This is a genomic window from Mucilaginibacter sp. GW821-FHT07H05, assembly GCF_059418485.1.
Genome location: NZ_JBWKPY010000001.1, coordinates 379,470 through 399,501, shown reverse-complemented (window position 1 = coordinate 399,501; position 20,032 = coordinate 379,470). Strand labels below are relative to the sequence as shown.

22 protein-coding genes are annotated in these 20,032 nt (G+C 47.0%); 5 read left to right on the top strand and 17 right to left on the bottom strand.

The annotated features are described in order from the left end of the window. The first annotated feature begins 101 nt into the window (after positions 1–101). Both AC07M6_RS01775 and AC07M6_RS01770 read left to right on the top strand, forming a co-directional pair. Positions 102–707 carry a class I SAM-dependent methyltransferase gene (locus AC07M6_RS01775; protein WP_494887070.1) on the top strand — a complete coding sequence of 202 codons (606 nt, stop codon included), beginning with the start codon at positions 102–104 and terminating at the stop codon, positions 705–707. A 92-nt stretch (positions 708–799) separates the two neighbouring features. Further along, positions 800–2,161, top strand: coding sequence for an asparagine synthetase B (locus AC07M6_RS01770; RefSeq protein WP_494887068.1), 1,362 nt, complete (start codon positions 800–802; stop codon positions 2,159–2,161). Positions 2,162–2,175: 14 nt separating this feature from the next. On the opposite strand, the gene AC07M6_RS01765 is transcribed toward AC07M6_RS01770, so the two are convergent. From AC07M6_RS01765 to AC07M6_RS01750, 4 genes are all read right to left on the bottom strand, one after another. Further along, the gene (locus AC07M6_RS01765) at positions 2,176–2,343 is read right to left on the bottom strand and encodes a hypothetical protein (RefSeq protein WP_494887066.1); all 168 of its coding nucleotides are present in this window, start codon (positions 2,341–2,343) and stop codon (positions 2,176–2,178) included. Between the two features lie 71 nt (positions 2,344–2,414). After that, positions 2,415–3,287: a glycoside hydrolase family 25 protein gene (locus tag AC07M6_RS01760; RefSeq protein ID WP_494887064.1), complete on the bottom strand. Its 873-nt coding sequence runs from the start codon at positions 3,285–3,287 to the stop codon at positions 2,415–2,417. Positions 3,288–3,312: 25 nt separating this feature from the next. Continuing rightward, positions 3,313–4,119: an SDR family oxidoreductase gene (locus AC07M6_RS01755; RefSeq protein ID WP_494887062.1), complete on the bottom strand. Its 807-nt coding sequence runs from the start codon at positions 4,117–4,119 to the stop codon at positions 3,313–3,315. 2 nt (positions 4,120–4,121) lie between these two features. Next, entirely contained in the window at positions 4,122–4,580 is a 459-nt protein-coding gene (locus AC07M6_RS01750; protein WP_494887060.1) for a nuclear transport factor 2 family protein, read from the bottom strand. A gap of 105 nt (positions 4,581–4,685) precedes the next feature. On the opposite strand from AC07M6_RS01750, the gene AC07M6_RS01745 reads away from it, so the two are divergent. Further along, positions 4,686–5,636 (top strand): cation diffusion facilitator family transporter, encoded by a 951-nt coding sequence (locus tag AC07M6_RS01745; RefSeq protein WP_494887059.1) that lies wholly within the window; start codon positions 4,686–4,688, stop codon positions 5,634–5,636. 36 nt (positions 5,637–5,672) lie between these two features. Here the strand turns inward: AC07M6_RS01745 and AC07M6_RS01740 are convergent, their stop codons facing one another. From AC07M6_RS01740 to AC07M6_RS01730, 3 genes are read right to left on the bottom strand one after another with little or no spacing between them, the layout of a single operon-like run. After that, on the bottom strand, positions 5,673–6,095 hold the full coding sequence (locus tag AC07M6_RS01740) for a DUF1801 domain-containing protein (RefSeq protein ID WP_494887057.1): 423 nt from the start codon (positions 6,093–6,095) through the stop codon (positions 5,673–5,675). Positions 6,096–6,138: 43 nt separating this feature from the next. Continuing rightward, a complete protein-coding gene (locus AC07M6_RS01735) occupies positions 6,139–6,633 on the bottom strand; it encodes a cupin domain-containing protein (protein WP_494887055.1) in 495 nt (164 codons plus the stop codon). 12 nt (positions 6,634–6,645) lie between these two features. Continuing rightward, positions 6,646–6,768 carry a hypothetical protein gene (locus tag AC07M6_RS01730; protein ID WP_494887054.1) on the bottom strand — a complete coding sequence of 41 codons (123 nt, stop codon included), beginning with the start codon at positions 6,766–6,768 and terminating at the stop codon, positions 6,646–6,648. Positions 6,769–6,842: 74 nt separating this feature from the next. Here AC07M6_RS01730 and AC07M6_RS01725 point away from each other — a divergent pair, with 74 nt between their 5' ends. Beyond that, positions 6,843–7,274: a hypothetical protein gene (locus tag AC07M6_RS01725; RefSeq protein WP_494887052.1), complete on the top strand. Its 432-nt coding sequence runs from the start codon at positions 6,843–6,845 to the stop codon at positions 7,272–7,274. 72 nt (positions 7,275–7,346) lie between these two features. Here AC07M6_RS01725 and AC07M6_RS01720 read toward each other — a convergent pair whose 3' ends face one another. The 10 genes from AC07M6_RS01720 to AC07M6_RS01675 all read right to left on the bottom strand — a co-directional run bounded on the left by AC07M6_RS01720 (position 7,347) and on the right by AC07M6_RS01675 (position 19,434). Continuing rightward, a complete protein-coding gene (locus tag AC07M6_RS01720) occupies positions 7,347–9,167 on the bottom strand; it encodes a DNA polymerase III subunit gamma/tau (RefSeq protein ID WP_494887050.1) in 1,821 nt (606 codons plus the stop codon). Between the two features lie 355 nt (positions 9,168–9,522). Next, positions 9,523–10,776, bottom strand: coding sequence for a sulfate adenylyltransferase subunit 1 (locus AC07M6_RS01715; protein WP_494887048.1), 1,254 nt, complete (start codon positions 10,774–10,776; stop codon positions 9,523–9,525). 1 nt (position 10,777) lies between these two features. Continuing rightward, entirely contained in the window at positions 10,778–11,677 is a 900-nt protein-coding gene (gene cysD, locus AC07M6_RS01710; protein ID WP_494887046.1) for a sulfate adenylyltransferase subunit CysD, read from the bottom strand. Between the two features lie 495 nt (positions 11,678–12,172). Continuing rightward, on the bottom strand, positions 12,173–12,916 hold the full coding sequence (locus AC07M6_RS01705; protein ID WP_494887044.1) for a phosphoadenylyl-sulfate reductase: 744 nt from the start codon (positions 12,914–12,916) through the stop codon (positions 12,173–12,175). Beyond that, entirely contained in the window at positions 12,917–14,431 is a 1,515-nt protein-coding gene (locus AC07M6_RS01700) for a TSUP family transporter (protein ID WP_494887042.1), read from the bottom strand. Continuing rightward, entirely contained in the window at positions 14,409–15,194 is a 786-nt protein-coding gene (gene cobA / locus AC07M6_RS01695) for a uroporphyrinogen-III C-methyltransferase (RefSeq protein ID WP_494887040.1), read from the bottom strand. Before cobA ends, AC07M6_RS01700 begins: the two co-directional genes overlap by 23 nt. Further along, positions 15,191–17,278 carry a ferredoxin-like domain-containing protein gene (locus tag AC07M6_RS01690; protein WP_494887038.1) on the bottom strand — a complete coding sequence of 696 codons (2,088 nt, stop codon included), beginning with the start codon at positions 17,276–17,278 and terminating at the stop codon, positions 15,191–15,193. Before AC07M6_RS01690 ends, cobA begins: the two co-directional genes overlap by 4 nt. A gap of 303 nt (positions 17,279–17,581) precedes the next feature. Continuing rightward, on the bottom strand, positions 17,582–18,052 hold the full coding sequence (locus tag AC07M6_RS01685) for a GNAT family N-acetyltransferase (protein ID WP_494887036.1): 471 nt from the start codon (positions 18,050–18,052) through the stop codon (positions 17,582–17,584). Positions 18,053–18,229: 177 nt separating this feature from the next. Then, a complete protein-coding gene (locus tag AC07M6_RS01680; protein ID WP_494887034.1) occupies positions 18,230–18,529 on the bottom strand; it encodes a DUF3630 family protein in 300 nt (99 codons plus the stop codon). 26 nt (positions 18,530–18,555) lie between these two features. After that, positions 18,556–19,434, bottom strand: coding sequence for a UbiA-like polyprenyltransferase (locus AC07M6_RS01675; RefSeq protein ID WP_494887032.1), 879 nt, complete (start codon positions 19,432–19,434; stop codon positions 18,556–18,558). A gap of 31 nt (positions 19,435–19,465) precedes the next feature. Here AC07M6_RS01675 and AC07M6_RS01670 point away from each other — a divergent pair, with 31 nt between their 5' ends. Then, positions 19,466–19,777, top strand: coding sequence for a hypothetical protein (locus tag AC07M6_RS01670; RefSeq protein WP_494887030.1), 312 nt, complete (start codon positions 19,466–19,468; stop codon positions 19,775–19,777). The last annotated feature ends 255 nt before the right edge of the window (positions 19,778–20,032 follow it).

Below are 20,032 nucleotides of genomic sequence, written 5' to 3'. Positions count from 1 at the left end.
TAATATACCATATTCGTAAAAACAGCGTTTTACTGAGTTTCTGCCCATAAAAAAACTCATTAACCTGACTAACAGGTCAGTATTTTTAATACCTTTCCTTCATGTCCTCTTTAACCGATTCATCAGCCATATTCCACTACCACCGGGCTATGATCAAAACGCATGGCCCGCAAAGCAGCTATGCCCAGGGCTGGCGCGATACGGAAAGCCAGTTGATCCGGTTTAAACAATTAGCAGCAATAGCCGATCTGAACGGTCACTCCGTTTTAGATGCCGGCTGCGGTTATGCCGACCTGCTGCCGTATTTACAAGGCCTCTATCCGCAGTTACGCCATTATTGCGGTATTGAGCAGATTCCCGAATTACTGGACGAGGCGATGAAACGCTATGGCAATATCCCCGGCACAACCTTTATATCAGGCAATTTTATAACCCGCAACCTGCCGCTGATGGATTATGTACTGGCCAGCGGATCCCTCAATTATGCCAGCAGCGACCCCGAATTTATTTTTAAAGCCATAACCAGGCTGTACCATAGCTGCAATAAAGGCTTAGCTTTTAACCTGTTACAGCATGTTCCAATAAATGGCCTGCTGGTTGCTTATGATCCGCAGGAAATATTAAACTATTGTGCCCAGATAGGTAAAGATGTATCATTAAAACAAGGCTATACCGACGAAGACTTTACGATATGGATGTACCATTAAAGATCACCGCTTATGTGATATTTATATTACACAGTTAATTTCATGCCGGTACATGGTATCTGCTACCTTTTTTGTTTATTATATTTGATAAAATGAAGCGCCGCATCAAATACCTACTGGCTTTCAGCCTTTTACTGTTATCGGCTATCGGCCGGGCGGCTTCCATATTAATCCCGATGGACGATGTGCAGAAGGATCACTTAAAATCGTACGGCATTGCTTTTTGGGTATTAAAAAATGGCGGGACGGTAGACTGGCTGCTGAATTACCGCGGCGGCAGCTTTATGACCAAATACGATAAAAAAACCGAAGATGAATGCAAGGTGCGCGGCATTACTTTCGAGGTTTTGGCCGATGCCAGCGTAAACAGCATCCTGGTACAGATCAGCGATCCATCGGTAAATATGGATGTGGTAAAGCTGGAGAAAGTCCCCAAAATAGCCCTCTATTCGCCCAAAAGCAAGGGCAATATGGAAGACGCCGTTGAACTGGTACTAAAATATGCCGAGATACCCTTTGATTATGTTTACGATACCGAGGTAATGAAAGGCGACCTGATGAAATACGACTGGCTGCACCTGCACCACGAGGATTTTACAGGCCAATACAGCAAAATGGGTGGTTTTGGCGGAGGTTTCCGTGGCGGTTATGGCGGCGGCGGTTATCCCGATTTTAATGGCGGAGGTGGTGGCGGACGCCCGGATTTTAATGGCGGCGGAAACCGGAATACCAATCCCGAAGACAACCAGGAGAGCAAGGTAGTGCAGGAGGCGACGGCCAAAAAGCTGGGCTTTAAAAAAGTATCTAAAATGAAGCTGGCAGTGGCGCAGCGCATCCGCGATTTTTGCGCTAACGGCGGCTTCTTATTTGCCATGTGTTCGGGCGCGGATAGTTTTGACATTGCACTGGCCGCGGCGAATACCGATATTGTGGATACCCAATACGATGGCGACCCGCCCGATGAAAACGCGCAATCAAAGCTTGATTTTAATCAGACGCTGGCTTTTCAAAACTTTAACGTGGTGATTGGCCGCGGGCGCAGGTTTAGTGATATTGATGTATCGGATACACGGAATGTGGAACGGTCGCGTGATTTTTTTACGCTGTTTGATTTTTCGGCTAAGTGGGATGTGGTGCCCAGTATGCTAACACAGGACCATGACCATGTGATAAAAGGTTTTAAAGGCCTGGCTACAGCTTTTGATAAAACCAAGCTAAAGCCTGGCGTTACCATTATGGGCGAATTAAAATCGGCTAATGAGGCCCGTTACATTCACGGCGAATATGGCAAAGGCCAGTGGACCTTCTACGGTGGCCACGACCCCGAAGATTATCAACATAGCCCTAACGAACCACCAACCGACCTGGCCCTGCACCCCAACTCGCCCGGTTACAGGCTGATCCTGAATAATATATTATTCCCGGCCGCTAAAAAGAAGAAACAAAAAACCTGATTGGCATCATCGCTTTACAGCGATTCGTCTTTTTCCTGCTTATCTTCTTCGGGCTTTAATTCAGATGCCATTAAATCCTTCTCAAAGCTTTTTTTATCTTTCAGGTTACGTCTGATCAACCATATGACCAGGATGATCATTAACAATATAAATAAGCCAAGCCACCAATTATTAAAAACCATAGTTCACAATTTAATTAAGGTAATTTAAACATTATATATAAAATGCAGGTTAAATTGGGGTGAAATATTTACTATCGCACCAGCAGCTTACTAAAGGCCAAACTATCGCCCCGGAAGGCGTTAAAATCAACTGTGTGGTTAATGCCGTTCACTTTTGCCCTATCCGAGTGCTGCCAGAACTGCCAGTTGGTTTTCGGGTCGATCGCTAAATCGGCCTGGTGGTAATTGGCTATCCATAAAGTATATTGATCAAAGTATCCCGCCAGGTAATCGGCATAAAAGCTAAGGTTGGTATAAATAACCGGCCTGATCTTAGTTTGCGATTCTATATGGTTTAAAAAAGCTTTCAGCTCTTTACGCATGGTAGCAGGCGATGTATTGTTCAGCACTTCAATATCGGCTACAGGCGGCAGGTCGCCTTTTTCGGTCTTCGCGTTTTGCAGGAAAAACCGCGCCTGCCATAATCCATTCTTTTCCGGGTGAAAAAAGTGATATGCCCCGCAGGTTATCCCCACTTTGGGTGCTTCGCGCCAGTTACGTTTAAAATAAGGATCAACCGTAAGCAAACCCTCGGTAGCCTTTACAAAGGCAAAACTGATATGCACGCTGTCTTCCTGCATGGCTTTAACCCTCTGCCAGTCTATTTTACCCTGCGCGTAGGATACATCAATACCATGGATATGATATTTGGACGGGATGCGGATCTGGAAACTTTTATAGGTGCGGTAGTGCGGGTTTTCGCCTATATCCTTAAACCATTGCCAGGTGGTAGAAAATAGTTTCAGTACATATCCATAATAAAAGGGCGACAGGATGATCAGCAACAAAACAATGGCCACCCGCCATAGCAAGCGATTGCGCTGCGTATTTTTGCGCTTAGCCGGGGCCCTCTTCTTCGGGGTAGTTTTTGCTTTTGGGATAGTAGTTTTTTTGGGGACTGCCACGCCGCTAAGTTAAGCAACGGATGGCTTAATCAAACAACTCGTCCATCCATTTATCGTGTACAAATTGATAACTTAATACTGGCTTTATCTTAATGCTATCAACAGTTTTTTGATCAGGCAATTCGTTTTTAAAAGTTGGCACCGCTAAACCAATTGTTTGTGTGGCGCGCGTATAAAAAGCGGCACGGGTTGGATGATCGGGCGCGGAGGCATTGAATACCTGCCCCCAGGCATTTTTTTCAAGCACAGCTAAGGCAACATCTACCGCGTCATCCAAATGCAGCAGGTTAACCGGGCTAAGGCCATTAGGAACATCCTTTTTCCCGGCAAAAAAACGCCCCGGGTGACGACCCGGCCCTACCAGGCCGCCAAAGCGGATAATGGCAGCTGAAAAATCAGCCTGGTTTTGGAAAAGCTGTTCAGCCTGCAGCAGTAATTTACCCGAACCATCATCCGGCACGGGCTCAGTCAACTCATTAACCATTCCCTGGTTTGCGCCATAAACAGCTGTTGAACTGATATAAATGACTTTCTGTATTTGGTATTGCTTTACAGCGCTGATGATCTGCTTTATCTTAGGGATAAAGTCTTCGGTCTCCCCTTTTCTGAATTTTGGCGTGATGCTAACTACCAATACGTCGCAATCAAAAAAGCCGGTATCATTATTTTCCCCATCAGGGAAATTGATCAGATAAGGTGATATACCCAATGCGGATAATCCGGCCAGTTTTTCAGGACTGGTGGCAGACCCTTTTACTTTGATACCCTTTACTATTAAGGCTGCCGCCAAAGCCCGGCCAAACCAGCCGCAACCTAATATGCTGATCACCATATCTATCCTTTATACTTGGCCAGCAACCCTTTAGCCTGTTGTTGTATCTTGTTTTTCATAAACGGTGTCCAGCCTAATAAATAGCCTGTTAAACCCATAGCCTGGCCCGCCCATTTCCAGATATCAAAACTATCGGTATGCCGGATGATCTTACCATCTTTAAACTCAAAAACTGCCGATACCCGGTTGACCACCGGCCTGCCTGTACGACTGAATGTGTATTCAGCTACCCAGTTGGCGCTGCCTGTTTTATCATCGGCCTTAATATCGCTTACCGTAATTTTAAGGCCGCTGTTATTCTTTAGCAGCACGCGCCACATGTTTTTAGCATCGTCGCCTTTTAACATGCCAAAAGCGGGGTCTTTAAACTCAATATCATCGGCATAACAACTAACCATACCTTCGGCATCGCGCTCGGCAAAAGATTGGTAAAATTTTTGGATGAGTTGCTGATGATCCATAATGCCTGGTTTATCCGCACAATGTACAATATTTTACAGGCATGCTTAAGCGCTTATTGGTAAAAAAACAAACAATGCGGCTTATCCGTGTTTAGTACTACAGATATGGCTTCATCCAAAACATCTATTTACGGGGCGCTGATTGCTAACCTGCTGATTGCGATTACCAAGTTTATAGCAGGGATTATCGGTAAAAGCGGATCGATGATATCAGAAGGGATACATTCGCTGGTTGATACCGTGAACGAGGTATTATTACTGCTGGGCCTGCACCGTGCTAAAAAGGAACCCGACGCGCTGCACCCTTTCGGCTATGGAAAGGAACTTTATTTTTGGTCGTTCATTGTTTCGATACTCATCTTCGGACTGGGCGGCGGTATTTCCATTTACCAGGGGATTATGCACATCCGCCAACCCGAGCCCCTTGGCGACCCAACCATGAGTTACTGGGTACTTGGCCTTTCCGTTTTGTTTGAAGGCGCATCGCTGGTGATTGCCGCCCGGCATTTTAAGCTGGTGAGGGGTGAAACCCCGTTATGGGAAGCCGTTGTAAAGAGTAAAGACCCATCAAATTTTTTAGTTTTATTTGAAGATAGCGCCGCTGTGGCCGGTTTATTTATTGTAGGGATATGCCTGTTCCTGAACCAGCATTTACACCTGCCTGTGCTGGATGGTGTAGCCTCGGTACTGGTGGGACTGATACTGGTAGCAGTATCGGCTATACTGGCCCGCGAAAGCCGCAGCCTGCTGATGGGCGAAGGCATTGCCCCCGAAACCAAGGACAAAATATGCCGAATGGTGCAAAAGGACCAATCAGTTGTGAAGGTGCTGCACATCATGTCAACCTACCAATCGCCGGATGAAATTTTGCTGATGCTGATTGTTGAGTTTAAGCATAACCTGGATACGGTAACGATAAACGACGCTATTGACCGTATCCGCGAAACCGTAAAGGCCGAGTATAAACTGATGCGCTATATCATTATCCAGCCCGATATACTGGATGATAAATTAGACCGACATAGTGATAGAGGTGCGCATGATATGGGGATATAAGTTATGCGCTCGGCTAAATCTTCCGGGCGGGACGTATTAATGCGCCTTCCGCATGTAATCGGTTGATCGCCTGCAAAGCTCTTCCAACACGCCCGTATCAATATCACTTATCCGTTTAAAGTGCAGGCAACTACCCTGTACCTTATGCTTACCCAGTTTATCCAGCAATTCCTGGCGGCCGTCAAAATTGCGCAGGATATACAAACTGAATTTTCCTTTCCGCGGCGAAAAGCCGATCAGGCATGCATCACCTTCGCGGCCACTTTCGTATTTATAATGGTATTGATCAAACCCTACTATTGCCGGCCCCCACATTTTAGCCGGGTGCCCGGTCACCTTTTCCATTATATCAATCAGGGTGTCACAATCCTTACGTTCCTGCGGGTCGGCAACCATAGCGTCGAGTGCGGCCGATACCGATTCTTCTGTTAATTGGGTTTTGTTGGTATTTTTGGCCATATTGATAATTGTTTGGGTTTAGATATAAAGTTAAATAATCCTGCTACAATCTGCAAAGTCTGTTAATTACATCCGCATGCCGGGGATATCGGGCTGCCAGTGCTTGTCGTTCTGCCATTTCAAACTCGTTAAAATCAAATGCCGGGGCTACCGCGCAGCTTACCAAAACAAAGCCGGTAGCCATTGGTATTTCCGCCGCGAACCACTGACCGGCAGGTATCACTATCGAAAGACGGCCTGTTTCAGTATCAGATAACTCATGTATCATATAATTCCCCCGTTGATCGATAGCATGAATATGCAGCGGCGAGCCTTTATGGAAATACCAGATTTCGTCGGACTGAATACGGTGAAAACCGGAATAATCAGTACCTTCCAATAAATAATAAATAGAAGTGCAGGCTTGTTTAATTTGATTGGATAACACCCTGGTGACATCCTCTCCCGAGCGGAAAACCTCCCGATAAAAACCACCCTCGGGATGTGGTTGCAGCTTTAAATGATCTATCCAATAAGCGCCGTTTTGTCTGTTTACCATAACCCGATCAATTTAAGGTTTTTGGTCGTACTGCCAAAATAGCTGTTCGGGCAGCTGCCTTAAATAAGATTGACGAATAGTTACATCGGCTGGTGTTAAGGCCACAATTACAATAATGATTTTAGTCACATTCATCAATTAAAAACCCAATCTGTCAAACTAATTTTCACCGGCAGGGTTTTATTATACAACAGTAAAACTATCAAACCATGAACCCAGATAACATTTATCCTGAACTTGAGAATGAAGATGAGGACAGGGACCGCACTTTAAAGGATGACCTTGGCGAAACCATCGACAAGGAAAATCTGAATTATAATCCTGAAAAGAACAGCTTTGAATATGATGTTAAAAGCGACGACCCGGATTACGACCATCCCGACCCATACGATACTACAGTAAAAAATGGCGACGATATCAGCTCCACTTATGACGAGGCTAACCCCTACGATGTTAACGGGGAATATGATGCTAAACGAAGTATAGAAACCGATGTTGACGACTTAGGCATGCACATTGATGATGGTGAAATTGTAGAACTTGACCCGGCCGATGCAGCCCTGGCCCGTACCCCCGAAGATGATCGTGATGATTTGGACGAGGAAGGCTATCCAAAGAATGATGGGGATTATGTGAAGTAGCACCCCTCCTAATCCTCCCCTTCGGGGAGGACTTCAAACTCCCTCTCCTTTGGAGAGGGCTGGGGTGAGGTTTTACTCCAAATCCAGGTTAAACCGCTTGCGCAGCTCTACCAGTTGCGGGTTTTTGGCAGCCATGTGCTGATATTTTTCTACAGCGGTATAAGGGCGCTTGCTGGCAATATGCTCATCAACCCGGGTGGTTACCGTCAGGTCATAATTTTTCAGAGCGGCGCGCATATAGTTCAGCAGGTCCGGCTTCTCTTCACGGAAGGCGGCTTCCTGTGCTTTGGTACTAACAGCAATTTCAAAATCAGTAGCACCTAACTGCCTCGGCGCTTCGCCCGAAAATATGGTAACCAAGGTGGGTTTGCCATCTCTTTTTAATTTCGCGGTATAATCGTTCCAGCATTTCAAAAAGTCGTCGTAGGTAAAACGCTCTTTATCGGTACCTTTTATATATGGATCGTCATCTTTGGCGGCTTCTTCCTCTACCTGCTTACCCATTTCGCTAAACGACGGGATCTTGATAGAGGTACTGCTGTTTTGATTGGGAATAAACACTTTTGGGCTTGCGGCAGCCAATGCTACAGGTGCTGATACAGCCGCTGCAGGTACCTCTTTAACCGGGGCCACAACAACTGGTGTTACAGGTTGCGGTGCTGGGTTAACTTCAATAACCGCGGCCGGCAGTGGTGTTGGCGCCGGCGGTTTTTTTTCCGCTTCGGGCGTTATTGCTGGGGTATCAGGTTTTTTTTTTAATTGCCCTTCGGACATTGCAGGCATCGCAGCCATATTAAAGGCCGATGGCAGGTGGCAGATCTTCAGCAGCGCCAGCTCAACCTGAAGCCGCTGATTTTTACTGAGGCGGTAATTCAGGTCGCACTGGTTGGCAATAGCCATAGCCGATAGCAGGAACGATACCGATGTAGCCTGCGATTGCTGCAAGTATTTAGCTTTAATACCATCACTTACTTCCAGCAGTTTCAAGGTATTGGCATCTTTACCTACCAGTAGATTACGCAGGTGCGCTGATAGCCCGGTAATAAAATGGGCTCCATCGAAACCTTTGCTCAGGATTTCATCAAACAGCAATAAAACCTTAGCCGTATCTTCTTTCAGCAGGCTATCGGTAATGCTGAAGTAGTAATCATAATCCAGTATGTTCAGGTTATCAATAACCGAACTGTAGGTAACATGCCCGCCCGAAAAACTTACGATTTGATCGAACATCGACAAAGCGTCGCGCAAGCCGCCATCAGCCTTTTGGGCGATGATGTGCAGGCCGTCGTCTTCGTATTTAATGTTTTCCTTAACGGCAATGCCGGCCAGGTGATTGGCCATATCATCAACCTTAATGCGGTTAAAATCAAAGATCTGGCAACGGGAAAGTATGGTGGGCAGTATTTTATGCTTCTCAGTTGTCGCCAGTATAAAAATGGCGTAATGCGGCGGTTCTTCCAATGTTTTCAGGAAAGCGTTAAACGCCGCCTGCGATAGCATGTGCACCTCATCAATAATATAAACCTTGTAACGAGCACCCTGTGGTGGTATGCGCACCTGATCAATCAGGTTGCGGATATCATCAACCGAGTTATTGCTGGCGGCATCCAGTTCGTGGATGTTAAAGGAGTTACCGTTTTGGAATGATTTGCAGGAGCTGCACTCGCCGCAAGCCTCGCCATTGGGCTGCAAATTTTCGCAGTTAATGGTTTTAGCCAGGATGCGCGCGCACGTTGTTTTCCCTACCCCACGCGGCCCGCAGAATAAAAACGCCTGTGCCAGCTGATTATTTTTGATCGCGTTTTTGAGGGTGCCAGTAATATGTTGCTGACCAACAACGGTTTCAAAAGTAGCAGGACGGTATTTACGGGCCGAAACAATAAAATTCTCCACGGGTTCTAAGATAATAACAAGTTGGGAGTTTTCAGTTGGGAGTTTTGGAGTTTTTTCCACATAGATAAGGCCTTGGGAAGTCGGGGCTCTGTGCGATTCCCCTCTTGAGAGGGGTGGAGGGGTGTGTCCTTTACCCGGCATGCAATTTCGCAAGGACACACCCCTTGTCCTGCACTTGCCAACGCGCCCCCTCTCAAGAGGGGAACTAAAAAAGGAACGCGCTGTGCCAGCGCGCCCTTCTCTCTCAACTTTAGGAATTAACTATTAGCAAAGACGCAGGCCTATTGCCTCTCTGCTCACAACGCTCTTTATACCCATCCAAATCACCTCCCCTTTGGGGAGGCCGGGAGGGGTGTTACTCCGCGGCAGCCCTGAACATCAGCGCCCCAACGGTTAAATTTGTTCTACTATCTATCAAAATGGCACGGCCATTAGCTTTGTTTTGCTGGTAAACATCAAAAGCCAGCGGGTCGGCAGTTTTGATCACTATCCGGCCAATATCATTCAGCTTAAATTCTTCATCATACAGCTTCTCCAGTGTATTGATCTGCATTTTGTACAGCACCTCGCTAATCTTACAGCGGGTTACTTTGCTGTTATGCTGTATCAAATAAGTCAATGCAGGATCAAGCGGCCTGGTATCCATCCAGCACAGATCAGCCTCAATCAGTTGCGACACGATGGGCGGCTGACTGCTTTTTACCAGTATATCCCCGCGACTAATATCTATCTCGTCCTTCAGGTGCAGGGTAACCGACATACCGGCCACGGCTTCTTCCGGCCGCTTATCAAACAACTCTATCCTGTCCAGCGTGGTGGTAAAGCCCGACGGCAGTACCGTAATGCTATCGTTCAGTTTAAAGGTACCGCTAAGTACTTTGCCGGCATAACCGCGGTAATCGTGCAGTTCATCTGTCTGCGGCCGCACTACCCATTGTACGGGCATGCGGGTAAAATTGTTATCCTCATCTACATGAGTTTCTACGGTTTCCAGGTAATCCAGCAAGTTTTTGCCTTTGTACCAGTACATTCTGTCGGATGTATAGCAAACGTTATCCCCCTTCAAGGCGCTTACCGGGATGTATTGCACATCTTTCAGATCCAGTTTAACCGAGATCAGGGCTTTATAATCGGCAACGATCTGGTTGAAAACATCCTCGCTGTAATCAATCATATCCATTTTGTTAACGCAAACAATGACATGCGGGATAGCCAGCAGCGACACCAAAAACGAGTGCCGGATAGTTTGTTCGATCACCCCTTTGCGGGCATCTATCAAAATAATGGCCAGCCCGGCATTGGATGCGCCGGTAACCATGTTACGGGTATATTGGATATGGCCCGGGGTATCGGCAATAATAAACTTTCGTTTTGCGGTCTGGAAGTATTTGTAAGCCACATCAATGGTAATGCCCTGCTCACGCTCGGCTTTTAGTCCATCGGTTAATATGGCCAGGTCTATCGTACCATCGTCGTTTTTACGATTGCTGCGCTGCAGCGCTTCTAACTGATCATCAAGAATAGAATCGGTATCATACAACAGGCGACCGATGAGGGTGCTTTTACCATCATCAACACTGCCGGCTGTTAAAAATTTAAGCATGTTCATATTAAAAGTATCCTCCCTTCTTACGGTCTTCCATGGCAGCTTCACTTACCTTGTCGTCCATACGTGCACCGCGCTCGCTAATATTGCTGGCGCTGATCTCGTTAATAATATCGTCTATCTCAAACGCATACGACTCTACAGCTGCAGTACAGCTCATATCGCCCACGGTACGGAAGCGCACATTTTTGCGTTGTACCACATCCTCATCATCCATATTTAAAAATGGTGAAGCGGCCATCAGCTGACCGTTGCGGGTAATTACTTCACGCTCATGCGCAAAGTAGATGCTGGGCAGCGGGATCTTCTCGCGGCGGATATAGTTCCACACATCCAGTTCCGTCCAGTTACTGATGGGGAACACCCGTACATTCTCGCCTTTGTGAATTTTGCCATTGTACAGGTCCCACAGTTCGGGGCGCTGGCTTTTGGGGTTCCATTGGCCAAACTCGTCGCGTACCGAAAATACACGCTCTTTTGCCCGGGCTTTTTCTTCATCTCGGCGGGCGCCGCCTATACAGGCGTCAAACTCATGTTTAGCTATCGTATTTAACAGGGTAACTGTTTGCAGTTGGTTGCGGCTGGCGTTCTTTCCTTTTTGCTCTACCACGCGGCCGGCATCAATATCATCCTGTACATAGCCTACTATCAGCTTTTCGCCAATGCGGGCTATCATATCATCGCGGTACTGTATAGTTTCCTCAAAGTTATGACCGGTATCAATATGCACCAGCGGGAACGGGAACTTACCCGGGCGGAAAGCCTTTTCGGCCAGGCGCACCAGCGTAATCGAGTCCTTACCGCCCGAAAACAGCAGCGCCGGCTTTTCAAACTGCCCGGCAACCTCCCTTAAAATATGGATGGCCTCGGCCTCCAACTCATCTAAATAATCCGGTTTACTCATTCTCTCTATTCATTCGTGCCTTCTAAGCGTAACGTCATGCCGAACTTGTTTCGGCACCCCATCACGCAAGGAGACCTTGTTTGTATTTTTACTTTGCAAGTGGGTTGCCGAAACAAGTTCGGCATGACACGTGCTTATTTATCTATCTTTTTAGGCGATGCCTTCGGCCCGGGCTTTCCGTTCCAAATCCTCGCCTTTCCTTCGCTGAGCCCTATCCCGCGCTCCGGGTTTTCCACTGCAATCCCTATCGCGGGGACTCACCCCGACTACGCTTCGCTGGTCGACCCTCTCTTCGCTGCGCGGAAAGAGGGCAAGAATTGCTGTTTAAGACTTACTAAGTTTTAAAACTTAGTAAGTCTGTTACCTCACAGTTCCCTCCCTTGGGAGGGGTGTGTCGGCCTATGTAGTGGCAGGGAGGGGTCTCTGCTCAAACTATAAACCCACCCCTGCCATCGCACTATCTCACGCGCCCCCTCCAGGGAGGGGAACTTGTCCTTACAAAGGCTTCAATTCCTTCGTCTCTTCATCAATGGCCGAATCCACACTATGCAGTCCGCATTCCTTCTTCGATTGATCTTCCCACCACCATCTGCCGGCGCGGAAATCCTCGCCGGGTTGCACCGCACGCGTACAGGGTGCGCAGCCAATACTGGGGAAGCCCCTGTCATGCAGGGTATTGTAAGGCACATTATTGTCGCGTGTGTACTGCTTTACTTCGTCCAAATCCCAACTATAGATCGGGTGAAACTTGATCAATTTGTTACCTTCGTCCCACTCTACATCTGCCATAAACTGGCGGTTGGCCGATTGCTCGGCACGGATGCCGGTTATCCAGCATTGGTTACCTGCCAAAGCTCTTTTTAAAGGTTCTATTTTGCGGATATGACAGCACTCCTTACGGTTATCAACCGACTCGTAAAAACTGTTTGGCCCTTTAACGCTCACCATTTGCTGTACTTTTTCAGCATCCGGGAAATAGGCATGTATCGGTTTGCCATACATTTCCAGTGTACGGTTCCACACGTAATAAGTTTCGGGGAACAGGCGACCGGTTTCCAGTGTAAATACCTTGATGGGAATATTATTGGCGAAGATCATATGCGTGATCACCTGATCTTCCCAACCGAAGCTGGTAGAGAATACCACCCCGCCGGGATAAGTATCCGCTAAAAGCCTTAAGGCCGCTACCGGTGATAAACCACTGGTCTGTTTTTTTATATGTTCTATCAACGCGTTCATTTATATCACCTTCATTAAAAATAAAATAATACTACGCAAACTGGTCATCATCACTACAACAGCCACCGCTACCATAATAGTTTTGGTAGAGATTTGGTTAGATACCCTTGCTGCTATAGGCGATGCCAGCGCGCTTCCGATAATTAAGCCTGCAACCGCATCCCAATGGGCGCCGTTAAGCATGGTAATAAAAGTTAAGGAACTCATCAACGCTATGAAAAAACGCGATAGCTTTACGGTACCCAGCGAGAAACGCGGATTACGACCGCCTGCTATCAGGGTAGACAGTACGATAGAGCCCCAGCCGCCGCCGCCAACGGCATCAATAAAGCCACCGCCAAAACCCAGCAGTGATACTTTTTTAATCTTATCTGCCGATTTTTTGCGGTGATTAGCAAATGCTTTTTTAAAGATAACCACGCCTAAAATAAAGGTGTACAGCGATACTACAGGCTTGGTATAAGTGCTGTAATGTTCTAACGACGATAGCAGGTAAGCGCCCAATACCGCGCCGATAATACCCGGCACCAGCAGCAGCTTAAACAGTTTCCAGTTGACATTATTCAGCCGGTAATGCATCCAGCCGGCAATACCGTTGCTCATGATCTCGCTTAAATGCACGCCCATACTGGCCGAAGCCGGGGGAATGCCCATACTCAACGAAAAACTGGTTGAAGTTACTCCGTACGACATGCCGATGGCGCCATCTATTAAAGCCAGAACAAAGCCCGCGCCCAAAAAGTAATAAAACGTTGCCGGGATATCCCGCATAAACGTCTGCGCGTCGGGGTCCTTAAACCAAAGTGCGGTAACGGTAATGACCAGCGACAATACAATGGTGCCCCATATCAGCCACTTGAAGTTCTTTTTGGTTTCTTCGGCAGGCTTTTTCTCTACCAGCACGGCAGTCAGCTTGTTTAACTGGCGCACCTTTTCGCTAAAATCGCCGTGAAGCGCGTTGCGCAAATGGTTTACTTGTGTAAGCGTAGTATCTATTTCGTCGGGGATGCCGTCGTTTAAAACCTCTTTAAGGCGTTTAGCAACCGTAGGCGATTTACCGTTGGTAGAGATCGCTATTTTTAAATTCCCTTTTTGTACGATAGAACCTAAATAAAAATCGCACAGGGCCGGTTTATCGGCAATATTCACCAACAACTTACGGTCGCGTGCCGACTGGCGGATATAATCATTCAGTTCGGGATTACCGGTAGCGGCTATCACCAGGTCGGCAGTATCCAGATCTGTATCTGCAAAAGCCTTTTGAATAATAGCAATTTGCGGATAGCGGGAAGCCAGTTCATGCATCTCCGGCAAAAAATCGTTGGCAATAATGGTCACCCTTGCCTGCGGACTGTTACCCAACACGGCTGTCAGTTTTTCCAAACCAACATTACCCGCGCCAATCAGCACCGTATGCAATTCGTTCAGCTTTAAAAATACCGGGAACAATTCGTTTGTTTCCGATACCTTATCTGCCTCACCAGGTTGTCCGTTATTCTTTGTCAGCAATGGCATAAAAATCTTTTATAAGCTGGAAATTGGGATGAAGCGAAACCACTTCGCCCAAAACAATCAGCGCCGGGGCCTTAATTTTATTCTCTTCAACTACCTCTGCAATGGTATCCACCACACCGATGGCCACTTTTTCATCCACGGTCGATCCGCTTTGTATTACCGCCACCGGCAGTTTACCACGGCCCTCATTTTGATACAATTTAACTATTTCTTTCAGTTTTTGCAAACCCATCAGCACCACTACGGTAGCACGGCTGCGGGCCGCATCGTACAAATCGTTTGATAATAAACCGTTTGAGGTAGTACCTGTTACCACCCAAAAACTTTCGGCTAAGCCGCGGTGCGTTACCGGGATCCCCTGCAAACCGGGCACGCCAATTGAACTGGAAATACCCGGAATTACCTGCGTTGGGATGCTGTATGCTGCCGCATGGTCTACCTCCTCGTACCCGCGGCCAAATACAAACGGATCGCCGCCTTTTAAACGTACTACATGGCCGTAATTAAGGGCGTAATCAACCATCAATTTGTTAATGGCGGGTTGTTCGTAATAATGTTCGCCGCTGCGTTTGCCTACATATACTTTCACCGAATGGGAAGGGGCAAATTGCAATAATTCTTCGTTAACCAACGCGTCATACAAAACCACATCTGCCGATTGCAGGGCGATGAGGCCTTTAATAGTGATCAGGTCCGCATCGCCGGGGCCGGCGCCTACTAAAGTAATGCGCGGTTCTTTCACGTGTTTGTCCGTATTGATCATACCTGCACCGCTTCCTCTCTTTTTGCCTTTACCTGGTCTAAAAAAGCTTCGGCCGTCCGCAGGTATTCGGTAGCGAATGCTTCCGACGGTTCGTTTTTATTGATCTGTAATACCAGTTCCTCAAAGGTGCCGGTTGTTAGTGGCAATTCTCCTGTAGCTATATACTGTTCGTCAAATGCTTTAATCACAGCGGTTTGGGTACTGCTATTAATACCCCTGTCCAGTAACAAAGCCTTAGCGCCGCCAACCAAAACACTGTACGACCGGTAAATACTATCGGCCCAACGCCCTTCGTTATAAGCATCGTTGGCCCATTCTAATTTCTCGTCACATTCGTACAACAGCGTCGCAATCAAATCAATCACTACGCCGGCACACTCACCTACGCCAATTGCCGTCTTGAAGGTTTCCTCGTGGCCCCAGTCTACAAATTCCTCATCGGTTAGAGTGCTCAGATCGGCCAGTGGTTTTAGTAGCTGGTAGAAATAATCCTTGCCGTTACGGTCGTAATAATCGTGAAAAGGCTCGTCAGCTATCGATCTGGTTTTATAATCATCCAGGACCCAGCGCACCACATTGGCGGCACGCTTGGCCGGTACTTTAATCACTTTATCAGCCGCGCGGCCAATGCCATCGCCCACGGTACCGCCGCCCAGCAATACCTGCATAGATGGCAACACACGAGTGCCCGCTTTTAACGAGCTGCCATGGAAACCAATATGGGCCAAGCCATGCTGTCCACAACTATTCATACAACCGCTGATCTTGATCTTGATATCGCGGTTATAAACCAGCTCTTCGTATTCGGTATAGATCAGGTTTTCCAGCACTTTGGCAAAGGTCATGCTGTTGCTGATGCCTAAATTACAGGTATCGGTACCCGGGCAGGTAGTTACATCGGCAACACTATCAAAACCCGGCGCGGCCAGGTTAACAGATGCCAGGGCGGCATATACGGCCGGCAAGGCTTCTTTACGCACATACTTTAACATCAGTCCCTGGTTAACGGTAATGCGGATCTCGTCGGCTACCCATGGCCTTAAGCCTTCTACCAGTTTGCGGGCATTAGCGGTAGGGATATCGCCAATTAATACCTTTACATTTACACCGTAAAAACCGCTTTGCTTTTGTTCAAAAACGTTGGTTGCCAGCCATTGCTCGTAAGCCAGACTGGGTTCGATATGCGGGTAATCGGTATTTTGCGGGATAGCAGGTGTGCTAACAGTGCTCCTGTCAATAGTATAGGTTTTTACTTTATTGGCTACCTTTTCCAGGGCTACCAGTTTCAGCAATTCTTCCAAACCTATTTTGGCCACCAAAAACTTCATGCGGGCCTTGTTGCGGTTATTCCGCTCGCCGTGACGATCGAACACGCGGATCACCGATTCAATGAACGGGATCAGCTCATCCTCGGGCAAAAACTCGTGCACAATGCTGGCAATGGATGGCTGAGCACCTAAACCGCCGCCTAATAATACTTTAAAGCCGCGCTCCTCTCCTTTCAGCTTGGGGATAAAACCCAGATCGTGGATATAGGAAAATGCGGTATCCAACTCGTTTGATGAAAAGGAGATCTTAAACTTGCGGCCCATTTCCTGGCATATCGGGTTACGCAAAAAATACTCGAAGGTGGCTTGCGCGTAAGGCGAAACATCAAAGGGTTCCAGCGGATCAATACCAGCCGCTGCCGACGCCGTTACATTACGTACTGTATTGCCGCAGGCCTCGCGCAGGGTAATATCATCCTGTTCAAGTCTGGCCCAAAGTTCGGGCGTACGGTCAAGACTTACATAGTGGATCTGGATGTCCTGACGCGTGGTTAAATGCAGGTTACCACTGCCGTACTCGTCGGATATATCGGCGATCTTGAGCAATTGCTTAAAGGTAACCTTGCCAAATGGCAGTTTAATGCGCACCATTTGCACGCCGGGCTGCCGCTGGCCGTATACCCCGCGCGCCAAACGCAGGCTCCTGAATTTTTCCTCGTGGATCTTTCCTTCACGAAAGGCACGGATCTTTTTCTCCAGATCGATAATATCTTGCTCCACTATGGGGTTCTCCAGCTCGGTTCTGAAGCTCTGCATCTTTTATATCAATTTATGTATAGTACGAAAAAAAGCCCCCGCGGCGTTGGCTGAAGAGGCTGATATTTAATTTATTATGTCCCTTACAAACCCGTGCGATTGCTATGCATATAGCAGCAATTATGGGTAATTTGATAGAGGGTAATCATCTTCATACGCCAAATATATATAAAGTCTACAGAAGTTATAGAATTTATTTTCAATTTGTTTGACCGTTGAATATTGTCTGAACCGTTGATTTAGAATGATTGGGGTGATGGCGCTGATTTTTTACGGACTAACCAATCAACGAAATCAAAAAAATCACCCTAAATCAACGGTCAATTCTTTCCGCATGCAAATACTATCGGGCAAATCAACATAGGGCCCGTACTTTGGGATATCCACATAACCCGATTTGCGGTAAAGTTTCTGCGCCGCTATGTTTTTACTGCCGGTTTCAAGTACGGTGTACTTAAAATCCAGTTCGCGCGCCCAGGTTTCCAGTCCGCCGAGGATAAGTTTGCTGATGCCTTTTCCCCTTGCATCAGGATGCACAAACATGCGCTTCAATTCTACCGCTTCATCATCAAAAGGCTTAAAGCAGCCGCAGCCAACCGGGGTATTGTTAAGGTAGGCAATTACTACGGTATCGTTTTGCTCTATCATGTTATGCTGATCGTAAGTATCCATCAGTTCGGCGTACATTACGCGTAGCTCGGCATCCAGTTGGTTGACTAAGGTGCGGAAGTCGGGGTTGGCGGAGGTGGTGCGGATAAGATGGGCTTGGTTCATCGGGCTAAGATAATTGAAAATCGCGGCCGGTTCAAGCGTCCACGCTTGAACTTATATCCTGATTAAGCGTCCACGCTTAATTTAAACGTGAGCGTGGACGCTCACTTTAGTATTACGTTCAAGCGTGGACGCTTGAACGGGCAGGGTACGGATGAGGTTGGGAGTGGGCATGTATCGTTATTGAGGGTTAACAAGCATTTTTTGTATTCGTATTAATTTCTCCTCATCATTAGCACTTGCATTTTTAAATTTTGCTGGACAGATGCTAATTCCTAAATAAACATTGTAACAGAGCACCATTTCACATCCTTCAAAATCAAAATCCCAATACAAATCATCTAATCCATCAAACTTTTTTTTATAATGAATATTCAATAATCCTGTTAGTTTTTCGGCATACTGATAATAATCGCTATAGTCACAATTGTCATTTATCACCAATTCTGAATACCCAGCTTTATTATAACTTACGTTCATTGATGTTACAATTTAAGTTTGATGTTTTATAATCTTAAATGCTCCCACAAATGGATCACAAACACCCTGTCCAGTAAAAACAGCGAAGCAAACACTACGCTGGCAATACCATTGGTAGTCATAAAGGCAAAGTTTACGCGACTGAGATCGTTAGGTTTAACCAGCAGGTGCTGATATACTAACATACTGCAAAAGAACAGGATGCCCACATAATACAGCACCCCTACCGATGTGAAAAACACCGGCAACATAATAAATATAGCCGACAGCACATGCAAAAAGGTAGATAGATGCAAAGCGTTCACCTTACCTAAATAGGATGGGATAGAATGCAGGTTTTGGCTGCGGTCAAAGTCTTCGTCCTGCAGGGCATAGATAATATCAAAGCCACTTACCCAGCACAGTACCGAAAGCGAGAAGAACAAGGGTAGCATCTGGAACTCACCCGTTACCACCAGGTAAGCCCCTATGGGCGCCAATGATAATCCCAACCCTAAAACCAAATGGCACAAAGCCGTAAACCTTTTGGTAGCGCTATACCCCAGCACCACCAGCAAAGCCACCGGCGACAGGTAAAAGCATAGCGGGTTAATAAACCAGGTGGCTGCAATAAACAGCAGGCAGTTAATGATGGTAAACGTTAACCCTGCCTGCGCACTGATCCTTCCGGCTGGTATGTCGCGCTGTTTGGTGCGCGGGTTTTTAGCATCGATATCCCTGTCCAGGTAGCGGTTAAAGGCCATAGCCGAGTTACGGGCAAACACCATACACAGCACCATCAGCACCAGCAAAGTCCATTTAAAAGGATGATGTGTGGTGGTCACCGCCAAAAAGAAGCCGATAAAGGCAAACGGCATAGCAAATATGGTGTGGGAGAAGGTAACTAAGGACAGATATTTTTTCATTTGTAAACCAAAATGGTTTACAAATGTAGTAATGTTTCGGCTTATTTCGTTGATTAGCGACTGTGCTTTGATGAACGTTTGTCTGCTCATAGCCGCAGGGGCCTATTACTTTTTCTTGAAAAAAAGTAACAAAATTCAATACAGCGCTAATGCTTCCTTTGCCGCACTGGCCTTTGCCCGCATCATGCAAAACCACGGGCCGCAAGAATTTGCCCCTGCTCTCGCTCGCGCAGGTCTACGCTTCAGGCAAATTCGCTTCCCTTTCCACACACAGGCCAGCATCGTTTTGCCTGATCTTCCCGGAAGCCGCACCGCTGTCGGGAGAGGTAAGCGTAACGGGTAAGAAGCGGAGCTTTGCTCCGTTCGTCCGTCGGCCGAAGGCCGTCAAAAAGAGCGTGGGCCTGTCAAAAAAGCGAGCCAGCGTTGGCGGGAATGCCTGTGGCAACCGCCTCCGGCGAGGAGTTGCCACAGCAGGGCGGGCTGAAGCTTTTTTTTGACTTGATGTTATTCACGTTTGGTTTGTTTTTAAGGTGTTCATGAGATCGCTGCGCTAAGTCTTGGTTACTTTTTTTATCAAGAAAAAAAGTAACAGCTCTCC